Below are 15,427 nucleotides of genomic sequence, written 5' to 3' on the forward strand. Positions count from 1 at the left end.
GTCAAATCTCCAGGAATCGAAGCAAGAGGTGATAGAAGTCGCCGTCATGGCCGCTGGGATAACCCAGCACCGGTGCGGCCTCAATGGGTCCGCTGGCATGGTCAAAGGCCACGGTGAATGTGCGTGCGTCTTTGAACGTGAGCGTGAAGCTGCCCGAGGGCGGATCCAGTGCGACACCCGCCCACAGGCGCAATTTCTCCAGCGTTGCGCGTGTAACCCAGGCCATGTCGGCAGCACCCACCAGGGTGATGGCCCGACCAGCCTGGCGGGTGGCCGACTGCACCAGGAGGGCACCCGTCATCAGGTAAGACACGCTGGAGACCACCGGAGTCCAGTCGTGCTCATCGCTCCACAGCAAATCGTCAGGCAGGGTCAACGTGGCCCCACTAAAGAGGTTTTTAAGTTCCATGGGAAAGTGACCGCTAAAAAGCGCGTGATTTCGCTTGTTTCAAGATGTCCAGCAGACGGGTTTCATCCTTGGCATCGACCGTGGCTGACACACTGCGGTTTCCCGCCGCCAATTCAACCCGCACTGTGCGCACCGGTGCGGTTTCTCCTGCAAATGCAGGTCTTGGCACAGCCATCGGTGAAACCAGCGACTGCACCAGCCCACCACCAGCAAAGCCCTGCACACGCGCGGCCAGGGCTTTCGCTGGCAGGCTCAGGTTGTTGAGCGACTCAAAAAACCCGGTGCCAAACCGAGATACCGCAGACCGGTTGACCACATATTCGCCGGGAGTGAGCATCGCAGGAACCGTATCGGACTTGGCCACACCACCACCCCAGTAAAACTCACCCTGGTGCTGCTCCATGTACTCCATCAGGTCGCGTTCCAGGTCTATGCCATACAGCAGAGACTGCGCCATAGCTTGCCGCCAGTTGGCCTTGATGGCACCGAGTTTTTGTTTTTCATTGCCTGTGAGTTGTTTGCGACCGACTAGGCTCTCAAGGGTTCTGCGGTCCGTGTTGGCCAGTTGACCGTAGCCCTGCAGGGTGTCGTACTCAAATCCGATGCTCAACGATGCACCGTACTGATGACGCATCCACTGCACGTATTGACGCATTCCGGATAGACCCAACTCGATCATTTGCTGGGCTTCCACCGCATCTTTGTTGCGTTTAATGACGTTCGAACCAGGAGATTCCACCGAACCACCCGTGGCAAACCGGGCTACACCATTGGCAATTTTCGACAATGCAGTGCTTCCGTACTTGCGCACTGCCGCTTTGCGCAGCACATACGCGCCAGCGTCTAGCCTGCGCGGTACTGTGTCCTGATCACCGGAGCCCGGCACCGAACCACCGGTCATGCGGGTAAATGCCTGGGCAACTGGTGATGCCACAGACCCACCGACCGCAAAATGCGGCACACCTGCGCCCACCAGACCGCCGGTGGCATTGGCTTCGACTTTGGTCACATAAACCGTATGCGTGCTCGACGTGTTGAGCCCATTGAGGCTGGAGATTTCTGAGCGGGCTTCCACCGCATTGGTGCTCACACTGTGCTGAGACTCGGTGCGGATGCGACCCAGTGAGCTGATCATGCCCTCGACATTGCTGATCGCGGCTTGGGCTTTTTCAGAGGTGACTTGCAGCTCGATTAGCGAGTTTTGCTTGGCGTAGACGGTCAGTTTGTCCAGCGCCGCTTTGGCTTGGGTGATATCGGCATCCACCGGCAGGGTTTTGCCTTCTTTGAGTAATGCCTCATAGTCCTGGAGCTTTTTCTGGGCCTGTTCCAAGTCAGCCTTGATGACCAGCAGACGTTCCTTCTCGGCCATCGCCTTGTCCAGTTCAGCCATGGCTTTATCAAACCGGGTGGTGTCCGCGTCCAGCGTGACTTTCAAGCCATCTTTGAGCTTGGCGGTGATCTGGTCAATCTGGGTTTCAGTGTCTGTCAAGGTCTGCTTGATCTGCTCACGCGCTGCGAGTGCCGCTTGGGCTGCCTGTTTGTGCGCCTGAGCCTGAGCGTCCAGTGACTTGAGGAGGATGTCTTCGGATTCACGAATGGCCTGAATGGACCGGTTGACACCTTCCTTGCCCTGGGTGATCGCTGCATCGGCTGCGGTGGTTTTCTGAGCCAGCTCCAAGCGCAAGGCGTCGGCCTGGCGCATCAGATCTGTGGCTTTGTCGTATTCGCCCTGGCTTGATGCCTGGCGGGCTTGTGACTCCAAGGCCACCACCTGGGTGTGCGCCTGCTCAGACTGCTTCCTGGCTTCTTGCGCCTTTTTGGCCTCGGCGATCTGGGCGCTGCCCACTTGCACTGCCAAATCCATGGCCTTTTGCGCAAACTGTCGGGCTTGCTCAAATTCACCAGCGGCCAGTGCATTGCGCGCCTGCGTCTGCAACTCAACAATCTGGCGTTTGCGGTCTTCACTGGCCTCAAACTCCGTCATGCCCTGACGATGCAACTCGCGGATCTTCTCCTGCGTGGTCATCGTCAGCAGCCGCTTGGCTTCTTCGATGCGTTCGACCTCAAGCAAATGCCGGTTGGCTTCAGCGTTCAAAGCATTGATGTGGGCGCGGTATTCCGTGGCTGCGGTGACCATGGACTGGCGTTTGGTGGCCAGAATCTCGTTTTCCACGCGTGTCACGTTGGCGCTGCGCTCGGCCTCAGTTGCGCCTTGTTTGGCCGCTGCTGCCACCCTGGCAGTGGACTCGTCATCGATGAGTTTCAGTGTGTCCGTGGTGGCTTTTTGCCGCAGGGTAGTCTGCTGAGTCAGTGCATCGGTGAGCAGCAGGATCGATTTGGCAATCTGGGTTGCCTGAGATGCTGAAGACAACTCCAGCGCCGTTTGCTCCTGCTGGTAGCGTGTTTTCACAGCATCAACCTGCTTTTGCAGGTTGGCCTCGACCGTGGCAGTCAGGCCTTTGTACGCTTCAGCCATCTTGGCAGTGGCATCCGTGACCACGCCATTGGCCTTGGTGACTGCTTGTTCCACCTCGCCCAATCGGGATTTGAGCTTTTCCACGGCTGAGTGAACCGCCTCGACTCCACGACCGACCGCTTCCTGCGTGCCCTGGCGCACGGCTTCCAACTTTTTGGCAATCTCTTGTGCCGTGGTGGCCGCAGTGGTCATGGCCGCTTTGGCAGTCTCAGACCCCTTGGTGGCATCGGCATACATCTGGGCGAAGATCACATTCATCTCGGCGAGACGGGCTTCATGGCGCTTGGTGGCCGCGTCAATCGTGTCGCTGGTGAAGATCGCTGCAAAAGCTTCCCAGCGGTACTGCAACTGCTCAACCGCCTTGACCAGAATTTCGACCATGAAGATGCCCGCTTTGCGCACGATCTCAAACCTCTCGGACAACCAGGTGCCGATTTCCCAGCCGACGGCAAACGCTCCGAGCGCGGCGAAGGCGGTTTTGAGCAAGCCGACGCTTGCAATTGCTGCCGTCACCGACAAATTGGCGCTGGCCCAGGCCGCAGAGGTGGCAGTGGCTGCGGTGATGGCTGCGGCCCCTGCGGTTTGCCAGGCCGTCATGAGTGCGGGCAACAGCCGGTAGATGAGCACCGCCAGCCCAGCTTCGGCGATTTTTTTGAGCCACTGCATGACCGTATCAAGATTGGCGGCCAGCCAAGTCAGGCCGTCAGCGAGTTGTTTGGTGATGCCTGTGGCGGCATCGACCTGCGCGACCCACTGCCCGAAGGCGTTTTGCAGGCGCTGGAAAGCCTGACTGACTGTCGCAGGCAACTGGGAGTATTCGGCAGCAAGCTTGTCCTTTTGACCCATCAAGGCCTTGACCACCACGTCAGCGGTGAGCCTGCCTTCTTCAGCCAGCTTGCGTAAGCGTCCAATGGGCACGTTCAAGCCATCGGCCAGGGCCTGGGCCAAACGGGGACTGTTCTCGACTACGGAGTTGAATTCTTCACCGCGCAGAACGCCGGAAGCCAGGGCTTGTCCGAACTGCAGCAAAGACGACTGGGCTTCTGTGGCCGACGCACCCGACAGGCGCAAGGCCTGCGAGATGCTCTCAGTAATGGTCAATGCATCTTTTTGTTCACCACCGAGCATGCGAACTGCTTGCTGCAACTTGCCATACAGGGTGGAGACTTCCTGAATCGGGACACCGATGCGCTGGGCGATCTCAAAGAGCGACTTTTGCGCGGTGACAAACTCATTCTGACCGGCAGTGGCCAGTTTCAAGCGCGCACCCATCATGGCCCAGGCGTCGGCCACCTGGACGACCTCCTGCACTTTTCCCGTCGCCCAGTTGATCGAGAGGAATGCCAGCAACTGCGTCTTGGCAGCTGACACCTGATCACCAAAGGCGGACATGCCTGCTTTGACTTCGGCCATGCCGCGTGCGGCCTTGTCGCCTGCGGTTTTGGCGGTGGCCGCCAGTTCGCCCATGCTTTTTTGGGCAGAACTCAAGGCGCGTTTGAGCCCGTCATCGGCGCCTTCGAGGGCGACTAAAACAGCGATGCGGTTGTTGGCCATTTGAAGAGGTTCGGTTACAGTTCAATTCTGACTAGAATAGTCAGAAAGATGGATTTACCAGACTCAAAGGAGGACTTGAATGCAAACCTGGCAAGTGCAAAGCGCCAAGGCGCGGTTTTCTGAAGTACTCAAACATGCCACCGACGAAGGTCCTCAGGAGATCACCATGCACGGTCGGCCTGTGGCAGTGCTCGTCTCCAGCGAGTTGTTCGAGCGCCTGAGTGGCAGCGATACATCGTTAGTCGATTTCATGCGCCGCTCGCCGCTGTACGCCAGCGAAGATGTTGAATTCGAGCGCGATCACAGCGCGGTCCGCGAGGTGGACTTTTGAGTTACCTGATTGACACCAACGTGCTTTCGGAGTTGCGCCGCAAGCTGCCCGACCCCAATGTGGTGACCTGGATGCAGGCCCGCCATCCCCAGTCGCTGTTTCTCAGCGTATTGACGCTGGGTGAAATCCGCAAAGGGGTGGAACGTGTGGACGATGCCGCCAGACGCCAATCCCTGCTGGACTGGTTGGAGGTGGATTTGCCCAACTACTTTGTCGCACGCCTGCTGCCTGTTGATGTGGCCACCGCTGATCGCTGGGGACGCCTGATGGCGCAGGCGGCTGGGCCACTGCCCGCGATCGACGCGCTGCTGGCTGCCACCGCTTTGCGCCATGACCTCACGCTGGTGACCCGCAATGTGCGAGATTTCAACGGTTTAGGGGTTGATCTGATCAATCCCTGGGAGACCTGAGTGCGCCTTGGGTCAGGCGGTTCTGTCGCACCTTGGACCTGCACGCTGGGACGCTGGATCGCGATATTGGCTTGCTGCATTCAACTGACAGCTTGCGGTGTCTTGCACAACGCACGCTTGTGGGCACCGCAAACCTCAGGGATGGCGCAAGATGGTGCCGGCCTGTATGTCGAAGCGTCGCTCTCACCCGAAGAACGCCGCACGCTTCCCCACGAAATCGAGTTGGGACGTGCGCAAGTCGGTCAGTTCTTTGGTGACCTCAAGACCAACCCGTACATCGTCGCCTGTGCCAGCAACGAATGTGCTGCCCGATTTGGCAGCTATGGAGAGCGGGCCGCAGCTTTTGGTGATACCGCCATTCGGTTGTCGCCCAACGGGTGGACTGCTGCATTGGTGGCGCATGAATGGGTCCATGCGGAGGTGTACTACCGTGTGGGTGGATTTTGGCGCATCAATGCCATCCCACGTTGGTTCGATGAGGGTGTGGCGGTCGTCGTGGCGGGTGAGCCCCGGCATTCCGAGCAAAACTGGCAGGAAATCCTGCGCCGCGGCTTGAAGCGGCCAATGTTGGGCACATTGAGGACTCGCTCCGATTGGGTGAGCGCATTGCGCCAATACGGCGAGATCCAAGTGGATGATCCGGACAATCTGCGCGTGGTCTATTCCATGGCCGGCCACGTCCTGCGCACCTGGATGCGTTGCGCTGGTGCGAAAGGCGTTCCTGTGCTGCTCGAGGCCGTGCGCACGGGTGAGGACTTCGAAGTGGTCTTTACACGACTTGGGCGCGATTGCCTGGCGTCGATACCTTACCCGTAGTCACTGCGCCTGGCGTCGTTGCCAACTATGCTTGGGCGGTGGTTGGCCATGGTTGAATTCGCGGTTTGAGGGTCATGCGCTTGTGCGGATTTGTTGTTCAATGCCTGCTGCCAGTCGTGGAACACGCCGTACCACCAAGCGCTCAATATCCAGCCGTTTCTTGAGCATCACCCGTGGCACCAGCACCGCAATCGGAACATCAGCACCACGCTTTAAGCGCTTGATGCCTTGCGCTTTGCGCAAGCGACGCTTGAATCCAGCCAAGGGCCGGTCGTGCTCTTTGATGTTTTCGGCCATCAGCACCACGTTGCCGCGGGCGTTTTTGATGAAGTAGGCGTTGCCACCCCGCATCAGTTCAGCAATCTGCGCCTTAAAGCGCTTGCGCCCGACCCGGCCATGCAAGGGAATCAGCATCTTGGCCGAGATCGTCCCGCCTTTTTCGTGCATGCCAACCCAGGGGATGCGCGAGCCAACATACAACGCTGGCAACCGTGCCTTGTCCTTGTCGATCACATAGGCTGCAAACCCCTTGAGAAAGTTCTTTTTAACAACGGTCAGTTGACTCGCAACCTGGGCGCGCACGTCCTGTTTGATTGAGACAGCCTCTTTGGCCATGGCCTTGGTTACCGCCTTTTTGACCGTGTCTCGGAACTCACCGCCCCAGCGGCGCAATTGGGCTTGCGCCGCCTTGCTGTTGAGATGGAGGGAGATTTTCATGAGGAGGTTGATGCAGTGGTCAGACGGTCAAGTGTTTGATCGAGGTTTCGGGACTCGCCCCGGCTACCAATGGCGATCAGGGACAGGCGTTGCGCATCACGCGCAGCGTCAGATCGCAGGCTGGCCGCAGCAAATCCCGTCAGTTGCGCCAGCGTGTAGTCCAGGATGTCAGGCAGCCGGTGGCCGTGTTCAATCAGGCGCTCGGTGAGGTCGAACCAGTGCTGGCCGCTTGAATTCCCTTGCCCAGACCCAGCAGTCCGTCGAGTTTGGGAATCACCGTTCGGGTAAAAAAATCAGCGTTGACCTCCATCACCTTGGCCGCCAGCAGTAGAGCATCATCAGCGGCGAGGTCATCCACCCACTCACGCGGCTTTCTGACTGCGATGCCAATGGCGCTCAACAAGTCCTCACCATGCTGGCCAAACAGCGCCAGCCAGTGGATGTGCGGCTGGCTCAACTGCGTCATCACCGGCGAGATCACGCGCAGGAAAGCTGGCAACTGCCCCACTTTAAGGGGGGAGATCACAAGGGTTTCGCCAGCCACCTGCACCAGGGTGTCTTGAGGTATGAGTTTTTCCAGATCCGTCATGGGTTGCCTCTCAGATTTGGACAATTCGGCCGAATTGACCCAGGGTTGCATCAATGGGTTTGCTCGCATCGGCCAGAAGTGAGCCTTCCATCTCGAACTTGTTGTACTCGTTGGAGATAAATGAGATTTCCTTCAAAGGGTCAAATGCCACCCGGTACAACTCCACCAGCACGCGGGCATTGCCGTCGGCGGTATTGATGCCCTCTAGCCGCAGGAAACGCTCGGGCAGCGCTTGCGTGAAGATGCCAATCTCAGTGGTGACGCCAAAGGCGTAGCTGGCCTTCAAGGGTGCCAGGTAGGGCACGGCAGGTGTGCCGCCATCGTTGAGGCGCAGAAACTGGACCGCGCCAAAGTCAGTGTCGGCCGTGTAGTCCAGCCCCTCGACCAGGGTGGCCGGTGTGGCGCTGCTGTCAAGCACGACCAGGTCATCGATTTTGGGATGCGCCAGGAAATAGCGCTCCCCGACCATGGGCGCTGCGCCACCCAGAGTCTCGTTGCTTACCGTACTGGCGGCACCAACCCGGTAGTTGCCGTACAGGGCCAGCGAGAGGTTCTCCTTGGTGAATTCTTCGATGGTCAGATTCACCGTGGCCGACTTTTGTTTGACCATGCGGTGATCCAAGGTGCGCTGACCGGTCTGGCTCTCGTAGTGTTCCAGCACATCGGTTTTGAGGGAGAGTTTTAACTCTGCCACATTGCCGGGTGAACGCACCTCTGTGGGATTGCCCTGCGCGTCGCGTTTGCCCAGGTAAACCCGGCCCTGGAAAGATGCATAGGTACTCATGGATTTGGATCCTTCAATGCTGAAATTGGAATGACTGGATAAAACAATGGAGACAATGGAAGTCGGACTTAGCCCTGGATGGCGATGTTGGCTACCAGGGTTCGATAGGTGATCTGGTAGCGCGCAGACACGCTGGCAGCCACCCCGTCCGCGTCGTCGACCTCCCACTCGGACTCGACTTCGCGGATACCGAGCGCCAAACCGCCCAGATTGGTGTCAGTCATCAGGGCGGCATGGGCCGCGCAGAGCAAGGCGTCAGCCTGAGTTTCGGCAACCAAGGGTGGCACAACTCGCACCAGTGCAGTGACGCGCACCGTCAACTCGCGGGTAACCCGGTCGTTGGCACGCTCTGCCAGGGACTCGCTCTCAGCCAACACCACCAGCGCTGGGCACTGCTCGCGCGGGATGGCGGCACTGGGCGTGCGCCACACAGTGGCTGCCTGATCCGGGGCGAGCGGTGTCAGTACCCTGACGATTGCTTGCAGGATTCGTTCGCGAATGGACTGGGTCATGGTTTCTGGATGGGTTATGGGTCATTCATAAAATGGCTGTTTCAGACAAAAGAGGTTTGTGCCATGGCAAATTCAGTCGTTCCGATTCGCGCCACCAAGGTCGCCAATCCCAAAGCCAAGCCCAAATCCACGACCAAAACGACTCCCAAAGCGGTGCCAAGCGTTTTCACCCTGCGTGTTGAACTGGCTGAATCGGTGCCCACCATCTGGCGAAAAATCGAAATTGATAGCCGTGCCACGCTGGAGGTGCTGCACCACATCCTGCAAGCAGCCATGGGCTGGACCGATTCGCACCTGCACGAATTCGAAATCGCAGGCAAGCGTTACGCCAAGCCAGAGGAAGACGAATATGGCGATTTTCCTGACACGCTCGACGAAGCACAGTTCACGCTCAAGGACTTGGTCAAAAAGGGCAAAACTTTCGCCTACCTATACGACTTTGGCGACGGCTGGCGGCACAACATCACTGTTGTGACCGCCACTCCTTCCAGCAGATCAATCTGTGATGTGGGCAGCGCCTGGATCGAAGATGGCCAACGAGCCTGCCCGCCAGAGGACTGCGGCGGCATTTGGACCTATCAAGAATTCCTCAATGACAACGACGAGGCACCCGATGAAACCGAAGCCCTTGAATTCAGAGATTGGGTCGGATTGGACTTTGACCCTGATCGTTTTGACCGCAAAGCTGCCAATGCTGCCATTGCCCGCATGTTCTGGAATCACTGGATCGTGATTGCCGGCAAAGATCAGTAGGTGAACAATGGTCGGGTTGTGCCATCACACCCGCATCAGTTTGGCGCGCACCTCGGAGCCATCGCCTACAGCCATGACTTCTCGCACCTGATATTGCACACCCTCGATTTGCACGACCTCGCGAGAATTCAGACCCACAAAGCAGGAGTTAGGGTAGGTCATCTCGTATTCGGTGCTGACTCCCAACCCTGAGAGCACATCTTGATCCGGTGCAGAAAACCCTACCGAATGGGTTTGATCTGCACCGCCATCGCTGGGTTGCCAGACGCAGGTTTTGAGAAACCCGACGTTGGCAGCGGCTAGGTAGATTTTCTCAACCAAGGTGGCCATAACGAATTGATCAAGCCATGGTCAGCTTGACCAGCACGCCCGGGCGGTGACACATGGGCAATGGGTTGCTTTGCGTGTGCAAGTCGGTGCCGCGCTCAAACTTGCGCGGCTCCTGCTTGGCATACAGCGCTTGCCCCAGGGTATTGGCGGTCTCATTGAAGTCGGCTGGGGCGTAATAGGTGCTGAAGGTGTCCACGGTGCCCAAAGGAAAGGCGTGGGCTTCACCGGCCGCAATGAAGCGACGGGTCACGCCGTTCATGTCGGTGGCCTGACCCCGGTATTCTTCAAAGGTCACGCCACCAAAAGTGAAGCCCGCACGCATATCGTCGATCAGTACCGCGCGTTGCTGGCTGTAGGCGAAGGCGTCTTTGACTTTCGGGTGTTCGGTCAGTGCGTCAAAGAACTCGGGTGAGCACAGGCAGTGCACCGCCGTCATGAATTCGCCTTTGAGGTTGTCCTCGAAGTGGCGCAGCACATTGGCGCAGGCCCTCTTGATATTGGCGCTGGCATTGGCCAGATCAAAGTTGATCACCGCCGGTGTGATGCCGAATTCATCGAACAGGTTGTAGATCACCGACCCGTCGGCATCCAGGATCACCCCTTTGAGCGCACCCATGCGCAGGTTTTCCAAAGTGATGGCGTGTTTATTGCGCATGGTTTGCAAATGCCGGGCCATGACCGAGGCGATGGTTTCCATCTCGGTCTCGCTGCCAAAGGCCCGGATGCCCTGAACTTCTTCGGGCAACACCACATCGTCGTGCGGAATGTGCGGAACCACAAAGGAGCGAAGACTGCGTTTGGCCCGGGTCCCCACTGTGCCCGGGGCGCCCACTGGCATGGTGGGCAACAGGTTGAGCACGCCGTTTTGCTCTTCGACCATCACCTGTCGTGTGCGCACGGGCTTGTCTGGAAAGATCCGCAAGGCCTCAATGCGCCCGAAACGGTTGGGAATGATGTTGATCGCCGCCGTCAGAGAGTACATGGAGAAGGCGGGATTGTTGAATGGGTTGTTCATGGTGGGAGTCCTGACCTTTGAAGAAGAAGGAGGGTGTATGCGACCGGATCAGGCCGATGGGTAGATCAGAATGCCCAGGCTTGCCAGCGTCGCGGTGGCATCGGCTTGGTCAGCCGCGCTGATTGCTGCTGGCCAGACCACAGCACAGGAGGCGACTGCGGCATGGCGGCTCAAGAGCAGCGAGTCCTGCACATCCATCAGGTTGGCATCCACTGGCATGAGCAGCAGACCGACCGGGGTTTGGCTGCCGTCGCTGGCCTGGGGGTCGAGTTGCTTGAGTTTGGCGCTGCTGGTTTCTCGCCCCACAACGCAGCCCAATGGCAGGTTCTGCCCGGCGGCGACCGTGGCGATGTCGCGCGAATAGCGCAGCGCGCCTTCTTCAAACTTGAGCAAGTCGCCCAGATTCACGGATTCATGGATGGCGGTCATGGCGGGGTCCTTTTTTGATGAGACGGTTGATCAGAAGAAGAGCGAAATCCCAAAGTGCTCTAAAGCCCAGGAGAATGTTTTGCAGGTTCATATTCATGGTGTGCCGTTGAGTCTTTTGACCGCAGCCAGCATGGCGCGGGCCCCGTCATGGGGGGCATTGGTGCGTGGCCCGGTCGCCTCGGGCTGAATCAGCGAGGCGATCTCCTCACTTTGCGAGCGCGCCAGCAGTAGCGCCTGACGCACCTGGGTGGCGGTGAGGCCTTGTGCTAGAAAACCCGCAATGCGGGTGGTCTGGCCCGCCAACTGGCACAGTTGGGCGATCTCCACGGCCTGCGCTTGCACCTCACTGGCCGACCCAGCGTCACTCTCTGGTGCATCGGACTGGGGCGGCAGCGGTTGGGCCACCCCCTCGGCCTGCGCCGGATCGGTGTCCGCTGCGGGTGGTTCGCTGGAGAGAAGGTCGTCTTGGTCTGGCCTGTCCACGGATGTGCAGGAGGATGTGGTTGCGGATGTGGATGCGGATGCGGATGCGGATGCGGGGTGGGGCGCAGGTTTTGGCTGCAGGTCTTGCGTCATCAGGGACTCCTTGGGGTTGGGGTTGGAAATGGGTGTCATCGGTTGGACACTGGCGCTGAACAATGCGTGGACCGATGGCCGGGCCACGAAAGCGGCAAACTCGCCCAGCAGTTGATCCGAGCGGACCATGGCATCGGCCAGTCCCACCTCGACTGCATTCGGCCCAAAGAAGCAGGCAGCCTGGGTGGCGCGCACCGCTTTGGGTGTCAGGGTGCGCATGCCCGCGACATGATCGACAAACAGGCCATACAAACGATCGACTTCGGCCTGTAGCCGGGCGGTCGAGCCCGGATTGAGCGGTTCATGCGGGGAGAGATCGGCTTTGAAGTCCCCGGCAGTCAGCGCAGTAAAGCGGTATCCCTGCTGGATGTCACGGGCCGACTGGTCAACATGCATGGCAAGCACACCAATAGAGCCCAGTGCACTGGTCTGGGTGACCAGGACGCGCGAAGCGGCGCATGCAAGCGCATAGGCCGCCGACAAAGCGCTGTCGCTGGCCAGCGCCCAAACCGGCTTTGCCGCATCAATCTCGCGAATGCGCTGTGCCAGTTCAAAAACGCCACCGGCTTCTCCGCCGGGAGAGTCGATGTCAAGCAATATTCCAGAAATTGAGGGATCAGCCGCCGCCGATTCGAGTTTTTGCCCGATTTCTGCGTAACTCGTCAGACCGGACTGGGCATCAATGCCGATACTGCGGCGCACCAGCGAGCCGCTGATGCCAATCACCGCAATGCCGCTGGCGGCGCTGGCAAGGTTTGGCCCGAGTTCCAGCAGTGACGCCGGATTGGATCGCGCCAGGCGGGTGGTGAAAGGGGGATTTTCTGGAGCAGTCGATGGCTGCGCCTCACCAGGCGTCCAGTCAATCCGACTGCCCAGCACGTTGAGAATGATGTCGAGCTTGGAGCGCGCAAGCAACAGCGGCGTCCCATAGAGTCGGGCTGCCAAATGGGGCAAAAACATGGTCAGTTTCCTTTACGGGAGGCGTTGGCAGGTGCTTGTGGCGCAACACCTGTGGTTCCGACTTGTGCTGTGCCTTGATCAAACCTCGGGTCCGAGTCAAGAACCAGACCTAAACCATCGGCGCGCGCGTTGTCGGCGGCAATCTCCCGATCCACGTCCTCGGCGTCATATCCATTGGCAGAAATTGCCTCCGATCGGCTCATCAGTCCACAGCGGATTGCTGCCTTCATGGCATCGGCCTCCTTGAGGGGATCGACCCACTGCCAACCCTGTGGGATCCATTTGCACGCTTGATAGTCCCGACGCTGTCCCGCGTGGCTGATGTAGTCTGGCAGCACCAGGGTGCCTTCGAGTACGGCCTGATCCATCCAGGCATTCCAGACCGGTCGGCACAGTTGGTGCACGATGACACCATGCTGCAAAGCCTCAACGCGGCGACGAAACTCCAGCAGCCCGGCACGAATCGACGAATAGTTCACCTGGGTGAGGTCACCCGTGAGTTGTTCATAAGTGACCCCCATGGCCGCAGCCACGGCACGAAACTGCATGCGCAGGAACTCCGAGTACGAACCGCCCACATCCGCCGGTTGCGAGAACTTGATGTCTTCGCCGGGCTCGAGTATTTGCATGGTGCCGGGTTCAAGGCCAGCCAGGGCCACGCCATTGGGGTTGGGCAAGCCTTCGCCCAGCAGGTTGTCTTCAGGCGTCAGGCGGGTCACGAAACCGGCAAACATGGCGGCAGTTTTCTTGCGCACCAGCTCGGCGTCGTCGTACTGGTCCAGGTCGTGCAGTTTGACCAGGGCGCGCGCCAGCCACGGCTCACCGCGGATTTGCCCCGGGCGCAGTGGCCGGTACAGATGCACAATTTCTCGTGCATCCACGCGGACGGTGCTGACATCGCCTGCACCCGACATGGGCGTCAGTGAACCGTCCTGAGGATGTGAGCGGTACAGGTGGTATGCCACCCGCCTGCCCAGTCGGTCAAACTCGATGCCCGCGCGAATCAGGTTGCCGTTTTCTGCCGTGGTGTTCATATTGGCAGGCAGATGCTCGGGCTCCAGGACCTGCAACTGCAGGCCCACACTCAAACCGTCGTCGGCGCGGCGATAGCGCAGTCGCACCAGGGCTTCACCGCCTTCGAGCATGGCGCGACAGGCCATGGCCTGAAGGCCGTAAAAGTCGGTTAGTCCTGCGGCATCGGCATCGACACACCAGTTTCGCCAAAGCGCCTGAACCGCCTCCCGCTGCGCCGATTGGGTGAGCATGGACTGCGGTTTGATACCGGTGCCGATGGCGTTGGCCACATAGGACTCCAGCGCGGCGTTGGCCCAGGCATTGCGACGCACCAGATCACGGCTTTTGGCGCGCAGCTCGTTCTGATTGAACAGCATGGCGGCAACCGCACCCGGGTTGCCGACCGACCAGGCCAGCGCGCGCCTGCCGGTGCCCACGCCGTCATAGGTGGGTGTCGCCGCCAGGAAGCGCCGTCGCACCGACTGAAACCAGGCTTTCAAGGGTAGGGCGGCCATTCAGGTCCCTTTGCCGGTGTTGATCTGGATCTGCCGGGCGGCACCTGGCCACAGTCCTGTGGCAGCGGCTTGCTCAAGCAGGCCCCGTTTGACCTCGCGGATGGCCAGTCGAAGTTCCTCGATGGAGCGGTACTCGACGGTCTTGTCGCCAAACGTGACTCGGCGTTCGCCTTGCGAGAGCGCCGATTGAAGCGCCTGGAGTTGGTCTTGGGTGAATGACATGAGTGAATGACACAAGTGAAGGACCTGGGAGAAGAGCTCGGGGATGGCATCGGGTTGACAGCGGCACATCAGCGCCAAACCGTCAGATTCACTTCGAGAGCGGCCACCGGCAGGCCAAAGGCACTGCGGCAACTGATCTGAAGGAAGTCAGGCGTTTTGGCGGCCAGTTGCAGGTGCGCTTTTCCGGGTTTGAACCACGCCCACCAACAGCGGTGGGTGGCCTGACCCAGCCAGAAGTAGTTGGCATCGACCATGGCCACAGCGAAGTTCACCTGGTACCGGCCCCTGGCGATGCGCTCAACGCCGGCCACGTTGTGACTGGCAAGCGCCCTAGGTTGCGTGTGAGCGCCACCGGTATCAGTGAAGCTCACCCAGGCCCGCGCCACACCGCCGTGTTCCGATGTGGTGTGGGCTTTGAGCTCTCTGGCCAGCGCCTGCGCCAACTCAGTGATGCGTTGGGACAGGGTCATGTTGGATCAAACCAGCAGTGCCGCTTCAAACGCCGCGACAAAGTCGGTGTCGGTATTGCCGACATCGATGGCCGCAAGCGCTCCGATGTTCTGTCGTGCCTGCTGCTGCTCCGTTGCGGTCAAAGCCTGTGCAGCGTCAAAACGGACACGCTTGTCAACGGCAGCCAGCAGCGCGGCGATTCCCGACTGATCGCTCTGAATCGCCGTTTGCAACTCCTTCAGTGTGTCAAATGCGGCATCGGCACCACCGAGCAGGTCGGCCTTGAGGGCATCAAGCAAGGTGGTGATCTTGGATGCCGAGAAGGTCGTGGCGGTGCCCGCCGCATTGGCGTCATTGATGACGGCAATGCCAGCCAGCGTCGTGATCTGACTGCGCAGCTCATTGATGCTGGAGACCAGATTGGTCTTGTCGGTGGTTGACAGGTTGGACAGGGTACCAACCTGCCCATAAATGGCCTTGAACTCGGCGGCCAGACGCAGAACCAGGGATTCAAGACGTGTTTGCAAACTCATGGGGAAGACTCCAAAAAAAGAAAGGACAAATA

The 15,427-nt window shown here is 59.4% G+C and carries 18 protein-coding genes; 4 read left to right on the plus strand and 14 right to left on the minus strand.

Annotated features, from left to right (window positions below):
- Position 1: 1 nt before the first annotated feature.
- Together KBF66_RS02995 and KBF66_RS03000 are read right to left on the minus strand one after the other, a co-directional pair.
- Positions 2–409: a hypothetical protein gene (locus tag KBF66_RS02995; protein WP_296652001.1), complete on the minus strand. Its 408-nt coding sequence runs from the start codon at positions 407–409 to the stop codon at positions 2–4.
- 13 nt (positions 410–422) lie between these two features.
- Entirely contained in the window at positions 423–4,439 is a 4,017-nt protein-coding gene (locus KBF66_RS03000) for a tape measure protein (protein ID WP_296652002.1), read from the minus strand.
- Between the two features lie 79 nt (positions 4,440–4,518).
- Here KBF66_RS03000 and KBF66_RS03005 point away from each other — a divergent pair, with 79 nt between their 5' ends.
- The 3 genes from KBF66_RS03005 (at position 4,519) to KBF66_RS03015 (ending at position 5,996) form a co-directional block, all read left to right on the plus strand.
- A complete protein-coding gene (locus tag KBF66_RS03005; protein ID WP_296652005.1) occupies positions 4,519–4,770 on the plus strand; it encodes a type II toxin-antitoxin system Phd/YefM family antitoxin in 252 nt (83 codons plus the stop codon).
- Positions 4,767–5,180, plus strand: a complete 414-nt coding sequence (locus tag KBF66_RS03010; RefSeq protein WP_296652008.1) for a type II toxin-antitoxin system VapC family toxin — start codon at positions 4,767–4,769, stop codon at positions 5,178–5,180. Before KBF66_RS03005 ends, KBF66_RS03010 begins: the two co-directional genes overlap by 4 nt.
- 102 nt (positions 5,181–5,282) lie before the next feature.
- Entirely contained in the window at positions 5,283–5,996 is a 714-nt protein-coding gene (locus tag KBF66_RS03015) for a hypothetical protein (RefSeq protein WP_296652013.1), read from the plus strand.
- Between the two features lie 72 nt (positions 5,997–6,068).
- Here KBF66_RS03015 and KBF66_RS03020 read toward each other — a convergent pair whose 3' ends face one another.
- The 4 genes from KBF66_RS03020 to KBF66_RS03035 form a co-directional block, all read right to left on the minus strand.
- Positions 6,069–6,713: a DUF6441 family protein gene (locus KBF66_RS03020; RefSeq protein WP_296652015.1), complete on the minus strand. Its 645-nt coding sequence runs from the start codon at positions 6,711–6,713 to the stop codon at positions 6,069–6,071.
- A gap of 193 nt (positions 6,714–6,906) precedes the next feature.
- On the minus strand, positions 6,907–7,302 hold the full coding sequence (locus tag KBF66_RS03025) for a hypothetical protein (RefSeq protein ID WP_296652018.1): 396 nt from the start codon (positions 7,300–7,302) through the stop codon (positions 6,907–6,909).
- A gap of 10 nt (positions 7,303–7,312) precedes the next feature.
- Positions 7,313–8,086, minus strand: a complete 774-nt coding sequence (locus KBF66_RS03030) for a hypothetical protein (protein WP_296652021.1) — start codon at positions 8,084–8,086, stop codon at positions 7,313–7,315.
- Positions 8,087–8,154: 68 nt separating this feature from the next.
- Complete coding sequence (locus KBF66_RS03035) at positions 8,155–8,598, minus strand: hypothetical protein (protein WP_296652025.1); 444 nt, start codon at positions 8,596–8,598, stop codon at positions 8,155–8,157.
- 63 nt (positions 8,599–8,661) lie between these two features.
- Between KBF66_RS03035 and KBF66_RS03040 the strand changes: the two genes are divergently transcribed.
- On the plus strand, positions 8,662–9,351 hold the full coding sequence (locus KBF66_RS03040) for a plasmid pRiA4b ORF-3 family protein (RefSeq protein WP_296652027.1): 690 nt from the start codon (positions 8,662–8,664) through the stop codon (positions 9,349–9,351).
- A 24-nt stretch (positions 9,352–9,375) separates the two neighbouring features.
- Here the strand turns inward: KBF66_RS03040 and KBF66_RS03045 are convergent, their stop codons facing one another.
- From KBF66_RS03045 to KBF66_RS03080, 8 genes are all read right to left on the minus strand, one after another.
- A complete protein-coding gene (locus KBF66_RS03045; RefSeq protein WP_296652030.1) occupies positions 9,376–9,681 on the minus strand; it encodes a hypothetical protein in 306 nt (101 codons plus the stop codon).
- Positions 9,682–9,691: 10 nt separating this feature from the next.
- Positions 9,692–10,696 carry a major capsid protein gene (locus KBF66_RS03050; protein WP_296652034.1) on the minus strand — a complete coding sequence of 335 codons (1,005 nt, stop codon included), beginning with the start codon at positions 10,694–10,696 and terminating at the stop codon, positions 9,692–9,694.
- A gap of 48 nt (positions 10,697–10,744) precedes the next feature.
- A complete protein-coding gene (locus KBF66_RS03055; RefSeq protein WP_296652039.1) occupies positions 10,745–11,125 on the minus strand; it encodes a head decoration protein in 381 nt (126 codons plus the stop codon).
- Positions 11,126–11,218: 93 nt separating this feature from the next.
- On the minus strand, positions 11,219–12,661 hold the full coding sequence (locus KBF66_RS03060; protein ID WP_296652042.1) for a S49 family peptidase: 1,443 nt from the start codon (positions 12,659–12,661) through the stop codon (positions 11,219–11,221).
- A gap of 2 nt (positions 12,662–12,663) precedes the next feature.
- Positions 12,664–14,190, minus strand: coding sequence for a phage portal protein (locus tag KBF66_RS03065; protein WP_296652047.1), 1,527 nt, complete (start codon positions 14,188–14,190; stop codon positions 12,664–12,666).
- Complete coding sequence (locus KBF66_RS03070) at positions 14,191–14,412, minus strand: hypothetical protein (protein WP_296652050.1); 222 nt, start codon at positions 14,410–14,412, stop codon at positions 14,191–14,193.
- 68 nt (positions 14,413–14,480) lie between these two features.
- On the minus strand, positions 14,481–14,882 hold the full coding sequence (locus KBF66_RS03075; protein WP_296652052.1) for a hypothetical protein: 402 nt from the start codon (positions 14,880–14,882) through the stop codon (positions 14,481–14,483).
- Between the two features lie 6 nt (positions 14,883–14,888).
- Positions 14,889–15,395, minus strand: coding sequence for a hypothetical protein (locus KBF66_RS03080; protein WP_296652055.1), 507 nt, complete (start codon positions 15,393–15,395; stop codon positions 14,889–14,891).
- Positions 15,396–15,427 lie beyond the last annotated feature (32 nt).

It is taken from the genome of Rhodoferax sp. (genome assembly GCF_018063565.1).
Classification (GTDB): Bacteria; Pseudomonadota; Gammaproteobacteria; order Burkholderiales; family Burkholderiaceae_C; genus Rhodoferax.